At 33.0% G+C, this 15,716-nt stretch carries 13 protein-coding genes and 2 pseudogenes; 9 read left to right on the top strand and 6 right to left on the bottom strand.

Features of this window, described 5'->3' with window-relative positions:
- Positions 1–6: 6 nt before the first annotated feature.
- The 3 genes and pseudogenes from MKY70_RS18110 to MKY70_RS18100 form a co-directional block, all read right to left on the bottom strand.
- A pseudogene (locus MKY70_RS18110) lies at positions 7–246 on the bottom strand (hypothetical protein); the annotation flags it as partial.
- A 93-nt stretch (positions 247–339) separates the two neighbouring features.
- The gene (locus MKY70_RS18105) at positions 340–828 is read right to left on the bottom strand and encodes a DUF3916 domain-containing protein (RefSeq protein WP_341025441.1); all 489 of its coding nucleotides are present in this window, start codon (positions 826–828) and stop codon (positions 340–342) included.
- Positions 829–843: 15 nt separating this feature from the next.
- Positions 844–1,695: a LysR family transcriptional regulator gene (locus MKY70_RS18100; RefSeq protein WP_341025440.1), complete on the bottom strand. Its 852-nt coding sequence runs from the start codon at positions 1,693–1,695 to the stop codon at positions 844–846.
- Positions 1,696–1,807: 112 nt separating this feature from the next.
- Here MKY70_RS18100 and MKY70_RS18095 point away from each other — a divergent pair, with 112 nt between their 5' ends.
- Positions 1,808–3,034 (top strand): MFS transporter, encoded by a 1,227-nt coding sequence (locus MKY70_RS18095; protein ID WP_088032394.1) that lies wholly within the window; start codon positions 1,808–1,810, stop codon positions 3,032–3,034.
- Between the two features lie 94 nt (positions 3,035–3,128).
- On the opposite strand, the gene MKY70_RS18090 is transcribed toward MKY70_RS18095, so the two are convergent.
- Positions 3,129–3,356, bottom strand: a complete 228-nt coding sequence (locus MKY70_RS18090) for a hypothetical protein (RefSeq protein ID WP_033707062.1) — start codon at positions 3,354–3,356, stop codon at positions 3,129–3,131.
- A gap of 281 nt (positions 3,357–3,637) precedes the next feature.
- On the opposite strand from MKY70_RS18090, the gene MKY70_RS18085 reads away from it, so the two are divergent.
- From MKY70_RS18085 to MKY70_RS18050, 8 genes and pseudogenes are all read left to right on the top strand, one after another.
- Positions 3,638–4,765: a serine hydrolase domain-containing protein gene (locus tag MKY70_RS18085; RefSeq protein ID WP_341025439.1), complete on the top strand. Its 1,128-nt coding sequence runs from the start codon at positions 3,638–3,640 to the stop codon at positions 4,763–4,765.
- 286 nt (positions 4,766–5,051) lie between these two features.
- Positions 5,052–6,215 (top strand): agmatine deiminase family protein, encoded by a 1,164-nt coding sequence (locus MKY70_RS18080; RefSeq protein ID WP_088032389.1) that lies wholly within the window; start codon positions 5,052–5,054, stop codon positions 6,213–6,215.
- Between the two features lie 133 nt (positions 6,216–6,348).
- On the top strand, positions 6,349–6,768 hold the full coding sequence (gene psiE / locus MKY70_RS18075; protein ID WP_016100895.1) for a phosphate-starvation-inducible protein PsiE: 420 nt from the start codon (positions 6,349–6,351) through the stop codon (positions 6,766–6,768).
- 178 nt (positions 6,769–6,946) lie between these two features.
- A complete protein-coding gene (locus tag MKY70_RS18070; RefSeq protein ID WP_002087673.1) occupies positions 6,947–7,879 on the top strand; it encodes a bestrophin family protein in 933 nt (310 codons plus the stop codon).
- 229 nt (positions 7,880–8,108) lie between these two features.
- A complete protein-coding gene (locus tag MKY70_RS18065; protein ID WP_088032407.1) occupies positions 8,109–9,086 on the top strand; it encodes an agmatine deiminase family protein in 978 nt (325 codons plus the stop codon).
- Positions 9,087–9,130: 44 nt separating this feature from the next.
- Complete coding sequence (locus MKY70_RS18060) at positions 9,131–9,952, top strand: MerR family transcriptional regulator (protein ID WP_088032387.1); 822 nt, start codon at positions 9,131–9,133, stop codon at positions 9,950–9,952.
- Positions 9,953–10,033: 81 nt separating this feature from the next.
- Positions 10,034–11,776 carry an amidohydrolase gene (locus MKY70_RS18055; protein WP_088032385.1) on the top strand — a complete coding sequence of 581 codons (1,743 nt, stop codon included), beginning with the start codon at positions 10,034–10,036 and terminating at the stop codon, positions 11,774–11,776.
- A 96-nt stretch (positions 11,777–11,872) separates the two neighbouring features.
- Positions 11,873–12,910 (top strand): annotated as a pseudogene (locus MKY70_RS18050) (agmatine deiminase family protein).
- A gap of 51 nt (positions 12,911–12,961) precedes the next feature.
- On the opposite strand, the gene pepF reads toward MKY70_RS18050, so the two are convergent.
- Positions 12,962–14,749, bottom strand: coding sequence for an oligoendopeptidase F (gene pepF / locus MKY70_RS18045; RefSeq protein WP_341025436.1), 1,788 nt, complete (start codon positions 14,747–14,749; stop codon positions 12,962–12,964).
- Positions 14,750–14,867: 118 nt separating this feature from the next.
- Positions 14,868–15,659: an arylamine N-acetyltransferase family protein gene (locus MKY70_RS18040; RefSeq protein ID WP_088032380.1), complete on the bottom strand. Its 792-nt coding sequence runs from the start codon at positions 15,657–15,659 to the stop codon at positions 14,868–14,870.
- Positions 15,660–15,716 lie beyond the last annotated feature (57 nt).

Below are 15,716 nucleotides of genomic sequence, written 5' to 3'. Positions count from 1 at the left end.
TCCTTAATTCCAGTTTGGATGTTTCATTCCATGTAAACTAGTACCACCTGTGACGATAATTTGTGCACCTAAACCTTGTTGATAAGCATGTAAAGGAGTTTGCCAATTACCAGGATGGGAACCACCGAAAACGAAAATTGCATCACACTGTTGTGGTGTTGATTCTTTTAGGAAAGCGATTTCGGTTATTTCTTCAATTTGTTTTTTCGTAAGATGTGGGACTTCAGGATATTTAGGGATTACCATATGAAAACCTCCTATATAGTGAAATGTTAAATTCATTATATAGCGATGTTGTTTAGTAGAAAAAGGGAAGTTTTTCATTTGGCAGTTCCCCTTTTATGATAACTCTCCTATAAACAAAAGTTTTCCTTCATCATAAAATCCATCTTCATCCTTGATTATCTCTTGGAAATGCAATGTTTGGACACTGTTAGAAATTGATATTTTCCATTCATGCCCGAAGTCGGAAGCATTGGAGAGGGGAATCCATTTTTGAAATTCGTTATCTCTATTGAAAAAATTTTGAAAGTAGTCATCGTTTTTAAATATGATGATTTGTGAGTTCCATAAGCTTGCTATTTTGATCATAACAACGACTCGATATGTATTTGTATCGTTCGGTTTCATTGTCATTAATTGATTCGCTTGATTTAACAGGGTTTGAATGCACAATCGCTTTACTTTCCTAGGTGTTGTACTAGAATCGATAAAAGCTTGAGAGCCTGGTAAAGGCATATGCCAGTATTCATCGTTATAGAAAGTAGACGGAAATGCTTTAGTAGAGTCTTCAATTCTTTTTATAAGAGTTTTTGTTTTTCGTTTCATTCCGCGTATTTTTTTTCACACATTGTTGATCATCTCCATAAATTTTTGCAAGGCAGCTGAGTGGAAAATATCTTTTCGAATAATAAAGGTAGTAGGAACCTTTCTAAAGTGATTTGGTAATGTATTTAAAGATAAACCATGTTCGTAATCTGGAATAATAGATTTCAGCATAATAGCCGTACCCATACCTGATTTTACACATGCAAGTATTGCTTCAATTGTTCCGAACTCTAGTATTCTTTTAGGTGAAATCCCTTCTTCTTGAAGCCAGTTTTCTAATAGTTTTCTGTAATAACAACCTTGACTAAAAGCGAGTAAATTCAGTTCTTCTATTGTTTTAAAGGAAGATAGAGGAGTCTTGCTAATGAGAACGAGTTCTTCTTCTCGAAATGAAAGTGTATGAAGTTCAGTATGCTGAATATTTCCAGCGATAAGAGCCCCGTCTAGTTTTCGCTCTAAAACGAGCTGAGTTAATTGGTCTGTCGTATTTGTTTCTAGAATCAATTCAACTTCTGGATACTTTTCATAATAGGTCGTTAATATAGGCGGGAGACGAACGGCTGTTGTCGATTCTGTACACCCGATTTTTAACGTGCCTTTTGGCTCGGTTCCGTTACTTTGGACAGCTTGAATGGATTGATCGATTAGATGGATGATTTGTTTTGCATATGTTAATAAAATTTCTCCGTTAGAAGTTAAAGTAACGCCTTTTCCATTTCGATAAAATAAAGGCACACCTAACTCAATTTCTAGTTGTTTTATACGCATCGTTACACCTGATTGTACATAGTTTAAGTTTTTAGCAGCATGAGATATATTTCCTACTGTCGCAACTTCATAAAAAACCGTTAAATCTTTTATGTCCATTTATTATCAACCCGAAAAAGGTATCAATTTTTTTGATGGATTCTATTATTAACACTTATTTTACATGATATCAGAACCTTCATACAATGAAAGGGATATGGGGGAGATAACGTTGATAAGTGAAGAAAAAATTGAAAAGTACAGTAGTTCTAATAAATGGATCATGTTAACTTTGGCAACGGTAGCACAGGCAAGTGCAACACTTATAACATATGGAGTAGGGGTACTCGCTTTATTTTGGAAACAGAAATATGTACTTTCGAATATGCAGGTTGGGTTGTTAATAAGTTCTGTAAATATTGGTCCGCTGTTTTGTATGCTTTTTGCCGGAAGGTTACTTGATCGATATAACGAAAGAATATTAATTGGAGCGAGCACTGTATTACTTGGCGGGGCGCTTTTACTTGCTCATATGGCAAGGGGCTTTATTGGGCTATTATTTGTCCTTCTTTTAATAGGAACTTTTTATAGCGTATCTCAGCCAGGGGGAAGTAAAGTAATCTTGAAATGGTTTCCGAAAGAAATGCGCGGATTAGCTATGGGAATACGGCAAGCTGGTATACCTATTGGCGGGGCATTAGCAGGAGTAACGATCCCTTTGCTTACAATCAAATTTAGTTTATCTTATACGATAAATGTTATTGCAACTATATGTATAATAGGCGGGTTATTGTTTTTCATATTTTATAAGGAATCGTACGTACGAGAACACACGAGCCAAGAAAATGTAAGTATTTCTTTTTGGATGCAGTTAAAAAAGGTAATATGTAAAAAAGAGCTGTATCCAATTTTTATTACAGGTATTTGCATGATTTCTTTACAAATGATATTAGTCGGACATTTTATAAAATTTTTAGTCATTGAAAAATCGATAACACCTATTTTAGCAGGGAAAGTATTTTCAGTTATGCTAGTTGCAGGAATGATTGGGCGAATTATATTAGCTACAATAAGTGATACATATTACAAAGGTGATCGTCGTACACCTTTATTAATAACTGTATGTATATCTTTTTGCTTAATTTTAGTTGTTGTAATGAGTATAAACACAATGACACTTGAGGCATTGTTTGTGATGAGCGTACTGCTAGGGTTCTTTGCGATCGGTTGGTTTAGTCTTTTTATGGTTGAAGTTGCTGAGTCTGCAAGTGAGGAATTGGTAGGCCTAACAGTGAGTTTTGCGCTTACACTTAATCAAATTGCTATTATCTTTGCACCTGCTTTGTTTGGTTATATAGTAGATGGAAAAGGCTACACATATGCATGGATAGGTATAGCTGCATTACTAAGCGTTTCAGCGGTTAATTTATGTAACAGTAAAAGAATATTAAAAACGTAAATCTTTTATGAAGAAAATCTAAAGAAATGTCGTGAGAGTGACATTTCTTTTTTTATATGCTGTATAATCAATTTAGAAATGAGATTGGTTTTCATTAACGCTCATTTCCTCTTTTGAAATTACCTGTAATTTTAGCCATAATAAGCTGTTTTTCTTTTTCGTTACTTGCCCGATTTATTTTGTTTAAAAATTTTTCAGCATCATTTCCTTTTAAAATTATAATCTGTTTTCCGTAATATTCAATTAAAACTATATTGTTTTTTGTTACTCGATAATGAAACATCATATCATCTAAACGATTGCGCTTATCGGTCTTTTTCAAATTAACGCCTCCATTCTTGTTAATGTGTAACGAATGTTACATAAAAAATTAAAATTAAAGTTGGATGTATCCGATTGTAAGGTGGAAATTTTGTGAAAAAGAACTACAATAGAGAGTAGTTAAAATTTGAACGTTAGAAAAAGGAATCTAGTTTACTATGAGGAATAATAGAGTAGATAGATTATAAGATATTTAAAAACTAAAAGATATAGAATAGAATAGAATAGAATAGAATAGAATGGAAAAGTATAAAGTGAAACTAGATAAAAGAGGGTTCCCATATGTTTAAGAAATGGTTAATCGCTTTCTTTGTTTTTGCTATTTTTTGTGGGAGTGTCGCTGCACTCATACATGCAAATAAAGAAAAGAAATACAGTTTGAAGGCATTTTCAAATTTTGAGGATAAAGTTGGAAATGTTCAACCGAAAGTTGATGCGAATCAGCAAAAACGTTATGATATTGCAGCAACGAAACTCGATCAATATTTAAAAGATAAAGGATTTAACGGAACGGTTCTCGTAACGGATAAAAATAATGTGGTTTTACGAAAAGGCTACGGGTATGCGAATATAAAAGATAAAGTTTTAACAACGCCAAGAACAAAATATCGCATCGGTTCCATAACGAAAACAGTAGTTGCAATATCTATATTACAGCTAAGAGAAAAAGGGAAATTGAATATTGAAGACAATGTAAATAAGTATATTCCATCGTTTCCAGCAGATAAAAACATTACGTTACGAAATTTGTTAACACATACGTCCGGGTTACCAGATCAGGGACAAGGTAGTGTTGATGCGGCATCACGTTTAAAGTTAGTAACGTGGATTGGAGCGCAAAAGTTGCAATTTCCTGCAGGGACAGGATGGAAATATACAGATTATAATTATATGGTACTTGCGTATATTGTAGAAAAGATATCGAATAAACCGCTTGCTGAATATGTGAAAGAAAACATTTTTACTCCTGTTGAAATGAATGAATCTGGTATGGGTGCAACTCTCCCTGAAGATATTTTCTTAGCAGAAGGTTACACGAAAAAAGATAATGAGTTAATAGCTGCACCCCGCTTAAAAATGAACTGGCTGTATGGTTGTGGTGAAATGTATACGACCGTTGAAGATATGAAAAGATTAGATGAGGCTATTATGGATGGAAAGCTGATTTCTAAACAAAGCTTATCAGATATGTTTACAGTATCACCTGCGAGAAAATATGGATTTAGCTTCTATATTTACCCAGATTATTATCATAACCACGGTGTATTAGCTGGCTGGAACACTTTTAATAATTTTAACTGGGATAAAAGAACGTTTGTAATATTATTCTCTAACGTACAAAATGGTATGAATGATACATTTAATCAAGAGTTTAGAAAATTAGTGAATGATTTAATAGAAGGAAAATAATTATTTAAAAATCGGTATTGATATAAAATTATCAATACCGATTTTTTTTATTTAGTGAACAAGCATGTATGAGAGGGGATTAGTATTAGAATAAATTTATGAAGGAAGTTAAATGATATGGATGTTAAATATAGGAAGTGTATTTTGTGAATGTCATCTATTTGTATTGAAATTATGTGATTATCATGCGGAAGAATAATTGGTAATTTTTACATTGATGAAAAAGCTTGAGCTTCACACTATGTTAAGCCTTACAGTATTGTAGACATGAACAGGAGGTTGAAAAATGAAAAAAATAGTAAAGTTTTGTTTAATAGCTACATTATCTACAACGATTATTAGTGGATGTTCTTTTGAAGGGAATAATGAAAATGCCAAAGGGAAAGAGAAAGAGGATAAAAAAGTAGAGGTACAGAAAAACGCTGGAAAATATACGATGCCGGATGAAAAAGATAAACATGAAGGTACATGGCTACAATGGCCTCATGAATACACATATGGTCAAGAGTATAAACAAGAAGTTGAACCTATTTGGATTAAGATGGCAAGTGCTTTAACTGAGGGTGAAAAAGTCCACATTGTTGCATATGATGAGGAAGAGAAAAAGCGAATCAATAAGCTTTTAATAGATAAAGGGCTGAATATGGATAAAGTTGATTTCTTTATCGCTCCTACTGATGATGTGTGGGCAAGAGATAGTGGACCGATTTTTGTTTATGACAATAATAAAAATCTGAAAATATTAGATCCAGCATTTAATGGTTGGGGAAAGAAAACTCCATATAAAAATGATGCCCGTATACGTGAGAATGTTAGTAAACAATTAGGGATTGAAAGAATTGATTGGGGGAAATTTGTCCTTGAAGGTGGCGCAATTGAATTAGACAGCAATGGGACTGCTTTATTAACTCGAAGCGCAGTAACGAATAAAAATAGAAATCCTGATTTATCAGAAGCGGAAATTGAAAAATATATAAGTGATCTTGGGGTGACAAACTTTATTTGGTTAGATGGAGTGCCTAATTTAGATATTACTGATTTTCATATTGATGGATTTGCTAAATTCCATGATAAATCTACAATCGTAACGATGGCAGAAGATGACTTGGCTGAATGGGGCTTGTCAAACAAAGATATGGATAAATTGTTAGATGCAAAAAATGCTTCAGGACAGAAATATAAGTACGAATACTTACCGCTTAGTAAAGATAAAGTTACTTTAGAAGGTGGAAAAACTCTAGATTATAAGGGGTCATATATCAATTATTATGTTGGGAATACAGTTATATTGGTGCCTAACTATAATGATCCAAATGACAAAATCGCAAACGATACGATTCAGAAATTATACCCGGATCGTAAAGTAGTGGGAATTGATGTGAGAGAGCTTTATAAAAATGGCGGAATGATCCATTGTGTGACACAGCAACAACCGATTCAATTGAAGTAATCGATTATAGTTTCGTTATTTTGTCTTGTTTTAACATCTGTAACAAGAATGGAATGTATAATTTTAATGTAACGATAATTAAATGAAAGTATATTGTCATTATTGTTTTATATGGAAAAGGAGAAAAATGTTTGTGTTAAAGAATTTTAAAAGAGTATTTTCGTTTTTCCCTATCGTTCTACAGTACATTATAAATGTAGCTTTGATCTGTTTGGGAATTGTTTTAAGTGTGTTTCTTATGAAAGAAGTCATTCAATTTATACAAGAACTTAAATTAAATAGTGAGGAATCTAGTTATCATTTAATTGATAGCATTGTCGTATTCTTTTTATATTTTGAATTCATTGTAATGATTATAAAGTATTTTCAAATGAACTTTCATTTTCCATTACGTTATTTTATATATATAGGTATTACGGCTATTGTTCGTCTAATTATTATAGACCATGATAGTCCAATGGATTCATTGATATATGCTTGCGCGATTCTTGTATTAATTAGTGCTTTATTCATTGCAAATTCTAAAATAATGCGTCGTGATTTAGAAGAGTGAACGTTTGTTGTTTAAATCAAAAAAGATGTTTTATCTTTTGGTAAAAAGGAGTAATAGTATTGAAAGAAATAATCTTAACCAGTTTTATAATAATAGGGTTTATGATTCTACTATTTAATTGTATACTTTCATAATTTAAAAGAATAAAAGGTTAATAAGGAAAGAGGTTTTTGTAAATATGGTTCATTACAATAATCAAAATAGTTTACATCAAATATTTACATTAAAGGGAACAGTTATAAGAGATATTTTCCCGCAAATTTTATTATATATATGTATTTCAACGATAGTAACTGTGATTAATTATTATTATGTAGAAATAAAAATTAATCAAACTCCTTGGGTAATTGTTGGAGGAGCTTTAGGTCTACTGTTAGTTTTTCGTACTAACACTGCCTATGATAGGTATTGGGAAGGTAGAAAGTTATTTGGCACGGTTGGTGCTTGTACTAGAAATTTGGCAGTTAGTTTTTTATGTTATTGGGAGTCTGAAGGGAAAAAGACGGATCAGGAAAAATTAAAATTTTTACATTTGTTAATTGCTTTTCCAAAGATAGCGAAAGGACATTTGAGAGACGAAAAAGATTTATCCGAAATAAAAGCATTGTTTGATATTTGTTCTGAGAAGGAAAAAGAAATGTTGGCTGAGTCTATTCATTTACCGATTAGTATAGTTTTTATGTTAAAAACTATACTATCAAAAGGTTTGAAAACGGGTCAAATTCACCCAAATGCAATAATTAATATGGAAGCTGATTTGAATACTCTGCTTACGGCTGTGGGTGGATGTGATCGGATCAAAACAACGCCTATTCCTTTTGCATATTTTGCTCATATTAAAATTTTACTGCTCATATTTTGCGGGACTTTATCAATTGGTCTTGTTGATAGTCTTGGATGGTTTACAGTACTTGCAACTACGTTCATAAGTTTTGCATTTATAGGGATTGAAGCAATAGGGGTTGAAATTGAGGATCCATTTGGTCAGGATCCAAACGATCTTCCGCTAGAAGGGATTTGCATAGGGGTAGAAACACATTTAGTGAATTTATATAATCAAAACGCCCTGTTAGAAGTAATGGATTTGAATCTTGATAAAAAAATCATCTAATCCGTCATTGTGTACGGCGATTAAAATTTAAAAATCTTGTCAAGAGTCAGTTTATGGCTTAACGACGGCTTTATATTTTTTATATAAATATATAATATTTCTCCGTGCTATAATCCATTCATGAAATGTGCACGTTTCAAAAATTGTAATGAAAAGAGAAATGAATTGGGGAATAGTTAGCTTATTGAAAACAGTTATTCAATCATTATTAAAAAGCGAGGTAAGTAATATGGAACAAAAACATAGTGGCATTATTTTTACTGCAATACCAGATGAATCGAATGAATATTATCGACCATTTTATGAAGACATTATTTATTTTAATGAATACTTAAATGAAAATAAAGCATTTACCGATCAACTTATATCTTTATCTGTTGAAGAGCAAGACTTTCATACAAACTTTTTTGAGTATGATGATATTTGGCTAAGAGATGTTGCACCAGTTGTAACAAATCATCTAGTTAAATTCAAATATCAACCAAATTACTTACCGAAAGATCAAGGACGATATTTAGATCAACAATTTAATAAATGGTTGAAAAAAAACGACTTTGAATATGTGACATCTCCATTGATATTAGACGGTGGAAATCTTATTTGGAATAAAAAAGATACCGTTATATTAACGGAACGCATATTTGATGATAATTATGATTGGACGGAAGAAGAAATTATAGAGCAACTGGAATGGGATTTAGATGTGAGTCGGGTTATTATTATTCCTGCTGAAGAGGGAGATGTACTTGCGCACGCAGACGGAATGGTTAAATTTATTGATGAACATACAATGTTTATTAGTGATTTTTTAGGGGATCATGAATTTAGATATAAGGTTCAAAAGATTATACAAGAGCAAATGCCAGAGGCTGAATTTATAGTTGTTCCTTCGTCATATACAGAGAAGGATCAATACGATGAAGAGATAGCGTCAGCAAAAGGTTTATATATAAATATGTTAGAAACATGTGATACGCTTTACGTTCCTAAGTTTGGATTAGCTAAAGATGAGGAAGTTTTACGATATATTCAACAGCATACTGAGAAACAAGTTATTCAAAGTCATGTAGGAGAAATATCGACAATGGGAGGCGCGATGAATTGTTTAACGTGGTATTGTCCTAGTCATTTGTTACCTTCAAAAATGAAAAGGCTGAACGATCAGAATGAAGGTTCTTCAATCAGAAAAATATTTGATTGGTTTTAATAAATAAGCTTATATATAAGAAAATGTATTCAAGGGGTATTTATATGTATACAATTACTGAATTTTCACGGATTTGTAAAATGAGTACACGAATGTTAAGGCATTATGATAAAGAGGAAATATTGAAACCAGCATATGTGAATCCGGTAAATGGATATAGATATTATGAGCAAGGGCAGCTTGAAATAGCGTTGAAAATTAAAAAGCTAAGGGAGTACAAGTTCCCTTTACCGAAAATTAAAATAATTCTTCAATCATCAGATCAAGATTCATTTATTAAACATATGCAATCGCAAATTATAGAGTTGTCTCATGAGGTGAAACAAAATTTACAGGTTATTTCAGAAATGAATGAAATGGTAAATATGAATCATGGTTTAAATATTGCTCGCCATAGAAGTTACGATATATTAATTGGAATGAGAAATGAAATAACGGTAATTGCTCAAAGACTACAAATAGATATAGATGATATGGATAATTATTTTTATTCCTTATATGAAAAAGTACAAAAAAATAGCTTGCGAATAGTCGGTTCTCCATCCGCAGTTTTTTATGATGAAGAGTATATTCCAAATCACAGTGATATTGAATTAAGAATTCCGGTTATGTATGAGGACAATAAAGGCGTATTACAAGAGTGCGAAATAAAGAAGCTAAATCAGCATCAAATCGTTACTACTATGCATTATGGCAGCTATGACTATATAGGTTATGCTTATATAGCGTTAGAAGAATGGATTGAAAGAAATGGTTATGTAATAAATAATTCACCATATGAGGTCTACATAAAGGGACCTGAATGTGATTGTTTAGTAGAAGAGTATGTCACACAAATTTGTTTTTTAGTTACGAAAATAGAATGAGAATAAGGATTGACATTAACATTATGTCAATCCTTATTCTATTTATGTAAGTAATTCATCATAATAAAAAGGAGAAAGAATATGAAAAGAACAATCATGATTATTTGTCTGATTCTAAGTATGACATGGGTTTCAGCGTGTACTCCTGGAGTAGGAGAAGGTGAGAATGGTAGCTTCGTTCTACCTAATCAGTTGCCAAAAAATGTAGTGTTTAAAAATGGTACAATCTATACTTCAAATGACAAGCAAGACATTGTAGAGGCTGTAGCCGTTAAAGAAGGGGAAATTACATTTGTTGGTTCAAACAAAGATGTAGAAGAATTGATAAATGAAGATACGAAAGTGATAGATTTACAAGGGCGTCAAATACTGCCTGGTTTTGTGGACAATCACAATCATATATTTGAGGCGAAATCACCAGCAGCAGGGAATTGTAGTGTTTCACCGGATGCTGCGCTGCAAGAACAACGCTCGTATTTAAAGGCTTGTAAAAAAGATGTGAAAGATGGTGAATGTATAAGCGGAACAGGATTTAGTTTGGAAGAGCTGTTAAAAGATATGGACGAAAAATCAGAACAACAAACGCCATTACAAGTTCTTGATGAGTTATTTCCTAATAACCCTGTATTAATTATGGAAAGAACTTCTCATTCTGTATGGGTTAACTCAAAAGCATTGGAAGTAGCGGGAATAAATAAAGAGACGAAAGATCCGCAAGGCGGAAGAATCATCCGGGATCCAGAAACAGGAGAACCTTTCGGGCTTCTGTATGATACAGCAGGGGATATCGTGATGGAAAAAGCATGGAATTCCCAGCCCAATCTCTTTGAAAAAAATTATGAAGGTTTGTTAGACGGTTTAGATGAGGTTGCGAAGAATGGTATTACTACAGTCGGCGATGGACGTCTTTATTGGAAACGAGGCTGGTTAGATGTTTGGAATAAAGTTAATGATGAGAAAAAGTTAACGTCGCGAGTAGTACTTCGTCCGTGGGTATATCCGAACTTAAATGAAGCAGAACAAATGGAGTATTTCAAAAAAATTAAGCGTGATGATGTATCATCTCGAATGCTTATTAATCAAGTGAAAATGTATAGTGATGGAATTAGCATTAACAGCACAGCTAAAATACTAGAAAAATATAAATTTGAGTGGTTTAAAGGAACACCGTACGGTTTGAACTATATTCCAGAAGAAAAAATAAAGTGGTGGTTGAGTGAACTCAATAAAATTGGTTACGGTGCACTCATTCATACGATTGGAGATGGCGGGGTAAGAGAGAGTTTAAATGCAATTGAAGCAGCGAAAAAAGAAGGGGCGAATCAGCCTTATACGCTTACGCATGTTGAAATGGTAGAAGATAGTGATATAAATCGTTTTGCTAAGTTAGGTATTAGCGCTGATTTTCAAGTAGGTCATGATTTTGCAGAAGGTCCTAAACAAAGCTGGGCAAGTGCGTATTTTTCAAATCAACAGATGAAACGAATTATGCCGTTAGGACGCATTTGGAAAACAGGAGCAAATGTATCGCTTAGTAGTGATTGGGATGTAAATGAACTAAATCCACTTGTGACAATTTCGAATGCGCTAAGTATTGAAGAGAAAGGCTTATCTGATATATATGCAGCTATTGATGCTTATACAATTAAGCCAGCCAAAGCATTAGGTCTTGATAAAATTACTGGATCGATTGAAGTAGGTAAATCAGCCGATATGGTATTGCTAAATGAAGATATTACTAAAATGAGTGTCGATAAGATTCCGAATGCGAAAGTTTTAGTGACGGTTTTACAAGGAGAAGTAGTGTATCACAAGGGAAAATAAAGAATCGGTTTATGAAGTAGTTAATATATTCCTGTTGACCTTAACACGATGTCAAAGTTTAGACTGAACTTACATTCGAAGAAGGGGTGAACATGTATGAGAAATATGGAAAATAGTTTGTTTTATATGCCAGCTGAGTGGGAAAAACATGAGGGGACATGGCTCCAATGGCCCCATGATAAAGCTCATAGAGGTGAAGGTTACAGATCTAAGCTAGATGATATTTGGGTAACGATGGCAAAGGAGCTTCATTACGGTGAGAATGTGCATATTGTTGTATTTGATGAGGAAGAAAAAGTACATGTCCAATCTAAGTTAATTGAAGCGAATGTAGATATGGATAAAATTGATTTTTTAATTGAAGAAACGGATGATGTTTGGATAAGAGATAATGGACCGATCTTTGTAAAAGATAAGGAAGGCAATCTCTGCTTAACGCACTGGGTATTTAATGGTTGGGGGGATAAATATCTGTATGAAAATGATGCTGTTATTCCGGAAAAAATAAGTGAAATGTATAGCATTCCAAAAGTTAAATCTAGTGTCTGTATAGAAGGTGGAGGAATAGAGATAAATGGAAATGGCGGCAAAAACTTCTATTATAAATGAAAATCGAAATCCTACACTAAATCAGGAAGAGATTGAAATAGAGTTAACGAAGTATTTGGGAGTAACGAATTTTATATGGATAACTGGTATTCGCGGAGAGGATAATTATGATAAAGATACAGATTACCATATTGATGGGGCAGCGCGTTTTGTAAATGAAAATACAATTCTTATGAATATGATCCTTTTGGGGAAGGAGAGTCGTACCTTTTGGAGGCGCAGGAAAAGCATTATCAAGAATTGCGACAAGCGAGAAATATAGATGGAAATCCATTTCAGCTCATCCCAGTACCTGTAACAAGAAAAGTGGTAAATGAGGCAGACTGTAAAGGTTCGTATTTGAACTTTTATATTGGAAATGAAGTTGTATTGGTTCCTATATACGGTGATGAACATGATAAGTTAGGACTTCAAATCATTGAAGGGCAGTTTCCAGGAAGAAGAATTGTCGGTGTTTATGTAAATGAACTGTATGCGTATGGTGGTATGATTCATTGTGTGACGCAGCAACAAGTGAATAAATGAAATGTATATTTTATATGAAAAAGCATGCAGAGTATATACTCTGCATGCTTTTTATAATGCTGAAAATTCTTCAACAAGTGAGCTAAAACGATTTAGTGCACTTTCAATCGGTTCTGGTGTAGTTAAATCAACGCCAGCTTTTTTCAGTAGGTTTAATGGATAGTCAGAACTTCCGCCTTTAAGGAATTCAATATAGTTTTTCTGAGCATTTGGATCACCGCTTAATAATTTATCGGCGATTTGAATGGCAGAAGCGAATCCAGTTGCGTATTTGTATACGTAAAATGGACGGTAGAAATGAGGGATTCTAGACCAGCCATATTTTACTTCTTCGTCAAATACGAGGGAGTCGCCATTATATTCTCTAAATAAGTTTTCGTAAATTTCACTAAAGACTTTGGCATTTAATGGTTTACCTTGTTCGGCCATTTCATGTGTGATTTTTTCGAATTCTGCAAACATGATTTGTGTAAAGAAAGTACCTTTAAAGCTATCGATAAAGTAGTTAATTAAATGATTACGTACGTTCGTTTCTTTTGCTTCTTTTAATAAATAATGAATTAATAACACTTCATTTACTGTAGAAGCGACTTCTGCAACAAAGATAGTATAGTGTGCAGAAATTCTTGGTTGGTATCCGTGTGAGTAATGCGTATGCATACCGTGCCCGCATTCATGAGTAAGGGTGAAAAGGCTATTTAAATCATCATGATGATTTAAAAGAATGAAAGGATGAACACCGTATACACCAAAGTTATAAGCGCCAGAACGTTTTCCTGGTGTTTCTCTCACGTCTATATAGCGTTTATCTTTAAAGTTTTTTAATGTTTCGATATATTCTTTACCTAAAGGAGCTAGTGACGCGATCATTATATCAAACGCTTCGTCGTATGGAATGTCTTGTTTTACACCTTTTACTAAATCAACACTCAAGTCGTATTGTCGTAGTTCATCTACATTTAATTTTTCTTTTCTAAGTTCATTATACGTATGTAATGATTGAATGTTTTTTTTCGTTGTCTCAATTAAATTTTCATATACTTCTTTCGGAACCATGTCGCCAAATAATGATTTTTCTAAAGCTGATGGATATTTTCGTAGCTTTGAGACAGTAACATTGTTTTTAATAGCTGCGGACAAAGTAGAAGCGATAGAATTCTTTAATTGAACGTATGGTTTGTAATAAGCTTTATAGGCTTCTTCACGTTTCTCACGATTCTCATCTTCTATTAGCTTTGAATACATTCCACGTGTTAAGTTTACTTTTTCTCCATCATCAGTAGTCACTTCACCAAAAATTATATCTGCATTATTTAACATGCCAAATGTATGCTGCGGGGAGGAGAGTGCTTCACCCATTTGTGATAAAATCTCTTCTTGGTCTTTATTCAAAACGTGTTTTTTATAACGGTATAACTCAAATAAGTCTTCTTTATAATAGTGTAAGCCTTCTGTTTCTTCTATGTAAGAGTGTAATGTGTTTTCATCTACGCTAAGTAAGAATGGGGAAAAGAAAGATTTAGCCGCACTTACTTTCACGTGTAATTGTGATACTTTATCGACAAGGGATTGAGCGTCAGTATCGCGTGTGTCAAGATCGGATTGTAATCGTGCATAAGCGAACATTAAAGATATTATGCTAGATATTTCTTCACTCTTTGTTAAATAAGCTAATAAACTATTGCCATCGTGAATATTTCCATTAAACTTGTGTAATTCATTCGTTAATACTTCAATTTTATGAAAATCGCTTTCAAAATCTTCAATCGTATGATAAATATCCGTTAAATCCCATTTTTCTTTATCAGCTACTTGTAGTCGATCTTTAAGTTCAGTCATAATCATTTCCTTTCTAAATATGTAGTTATATTCCTATATAACTATGAAATACAACAAATTGCAAAAAATCCCTGCTGGAAAATAAAAAGCCTTGCCGGAAATGGCGAGGCTTTAAAAGTTATAATGTAATGCCGAACGTTGAATGAAGGAGGTTTGTATATTGCTCTTTTGTAATTGTTTCTTTTGTTTTATTTCTATTTTTCGTTACTGTAAGGCTATCTTTTGTTAATGATGCGTGCCCGTCATGAGTAAGTTTTACAACAAGAGGTACTTTGTTAAATGGTGAACCTTCATGTTCAATAATGATTTTTTGTGCTGCATTTGCTTTCGTTTCATCCACTTCTTCCAAGTAAAATGCATAACCTACTGTCCAATCATCAGTAGAAGATTGATCTAGAAACTCATTGCTTTTACGCATTTCTAAAATATAATTACCTTTTTCAGTCGTTTCTTTACGAATACGATAGTCGCCTGTTACAGAATGAACGATCTCACCTGAGAAAGGAACAGGGGAAAGGGGTAAATATGATCCGAAACCTACTTCAATTAAGTAAAGTTCATTATGATGTTGTAAAACAGTTGCGATATGCCCTGAATCTACAGCCCATATAGAATTTGCAGCGTTATAAACTGTTCCTGAAACGAGATGGACATCGAATTTAGAGTCTTTAAGGAAGTAATACATAGCCGGATTCAATTCATAACAAAGGCCGCCACGGTTGTTTATTAAAATTTTTTCTTTTAGATTTTCTTTTGATATTTCTTTAAAGTTGTTTTCGAGAATATTTAAGTTTTCAAAAGGGACAGATTGTGACATTGCATACATAATGTGAGATAAATCTTCAAATGAAACTTTGTGTTTTTCTTCTATATTTAATCTTGCGAAAAATTGTTTTTGAAAGTCGGTCATAGAAATCCCTCCGTTATGCTTTTATAGATAAATTGTAAACAATTTTGAATCCGATGT

It is taken from the genome of Bacillus sp. FSL R9-9492, from assembly GCF_038007365.1.
Lineage (GTDB): Bacteria > Bacillota > Bacilli > Bacillales > Bacillaceae_G > Bacillus_A > Bacillus_A mycoides.
This window is presented reverse-complemented; position numbering and strand designations above follow the sequence as displayed.

What these genes read in the sequence shown, in the direction of transcription:
- MKY70_RS18105 (WP_341025441.1), bottom strand. Translation starts at nt 828, where the DNA reads ATGAAACGAAAAACAAAAACTCTTATAAAAAGAATTGAAGACTCTACT.
- MKY70_RS18100 (WP_341025440.1), bottom strand. Translation starts at nt 1,695, where the DNA reads ATGGACATAAAAGATTTAACGGTTTTTTATGAAGTTGCGACAGTAGGA.
- MKY70_RS18085 (WP_341025439.1), top strand. Translation starts at nt 3,638, where the DNA reads ATGTTTAAGAAATGGTTAATCGCTTTCTTTGTTTTTGCTATTTTTTGT.
- MKY70_RS18080 (WP_088032389.1), top strand. Translation starts at nt 5,052, where the DNA reads ATGAAAAAAATAGTAAAGTTTTGTTTAATAGCTACATTATCTACAACG.
- MKY70_RS18070 (WP_002087673.1), top strand. Translation starts at nt 6,947, where the DNA reads ATGGTTCATTACAATAATCAAAATAGTTTACATCAAATATTTACATTA.
- MKY70_RS18065 (WP_088032407.1), top strand. Translation starts at nt 8,109, where the DNA reads ATGGAACAAAAACATAGTGGCATTATTTTTACTGCAATACCAGATGAA.
- MKY70_RS18060 (WP_088032387.1), top strand. Translation starts at nt 9,131, where the DNA reads ATGTATACAATTACTGAATTTTCACGGATTTGTAAAATGAGTACACGA.
- MKY70_RS18055 (WP_088032385.1), top strand. Translation starts at nt 10,034, where the DNA reads ATGAAAAGAACAATCATGATTATTTGTCTGATTCTAAGTATGACATGG.
- pepF (WP_341025436.1), bottom strand. Translation starts at nt 14,749, where the DNA reads ATGACTGAACTTAAAGATCGACTACAAGTAGCTGATAAAGAAAAATGG.
- MKY70_RS18040 (WP_088032380.1), bottom strand. Translation starts at nt 15,659, where the DNA reads ATGACCGACTTTCAAAAACAATTTTTCGCAAGATTAAATATAGAAGAA.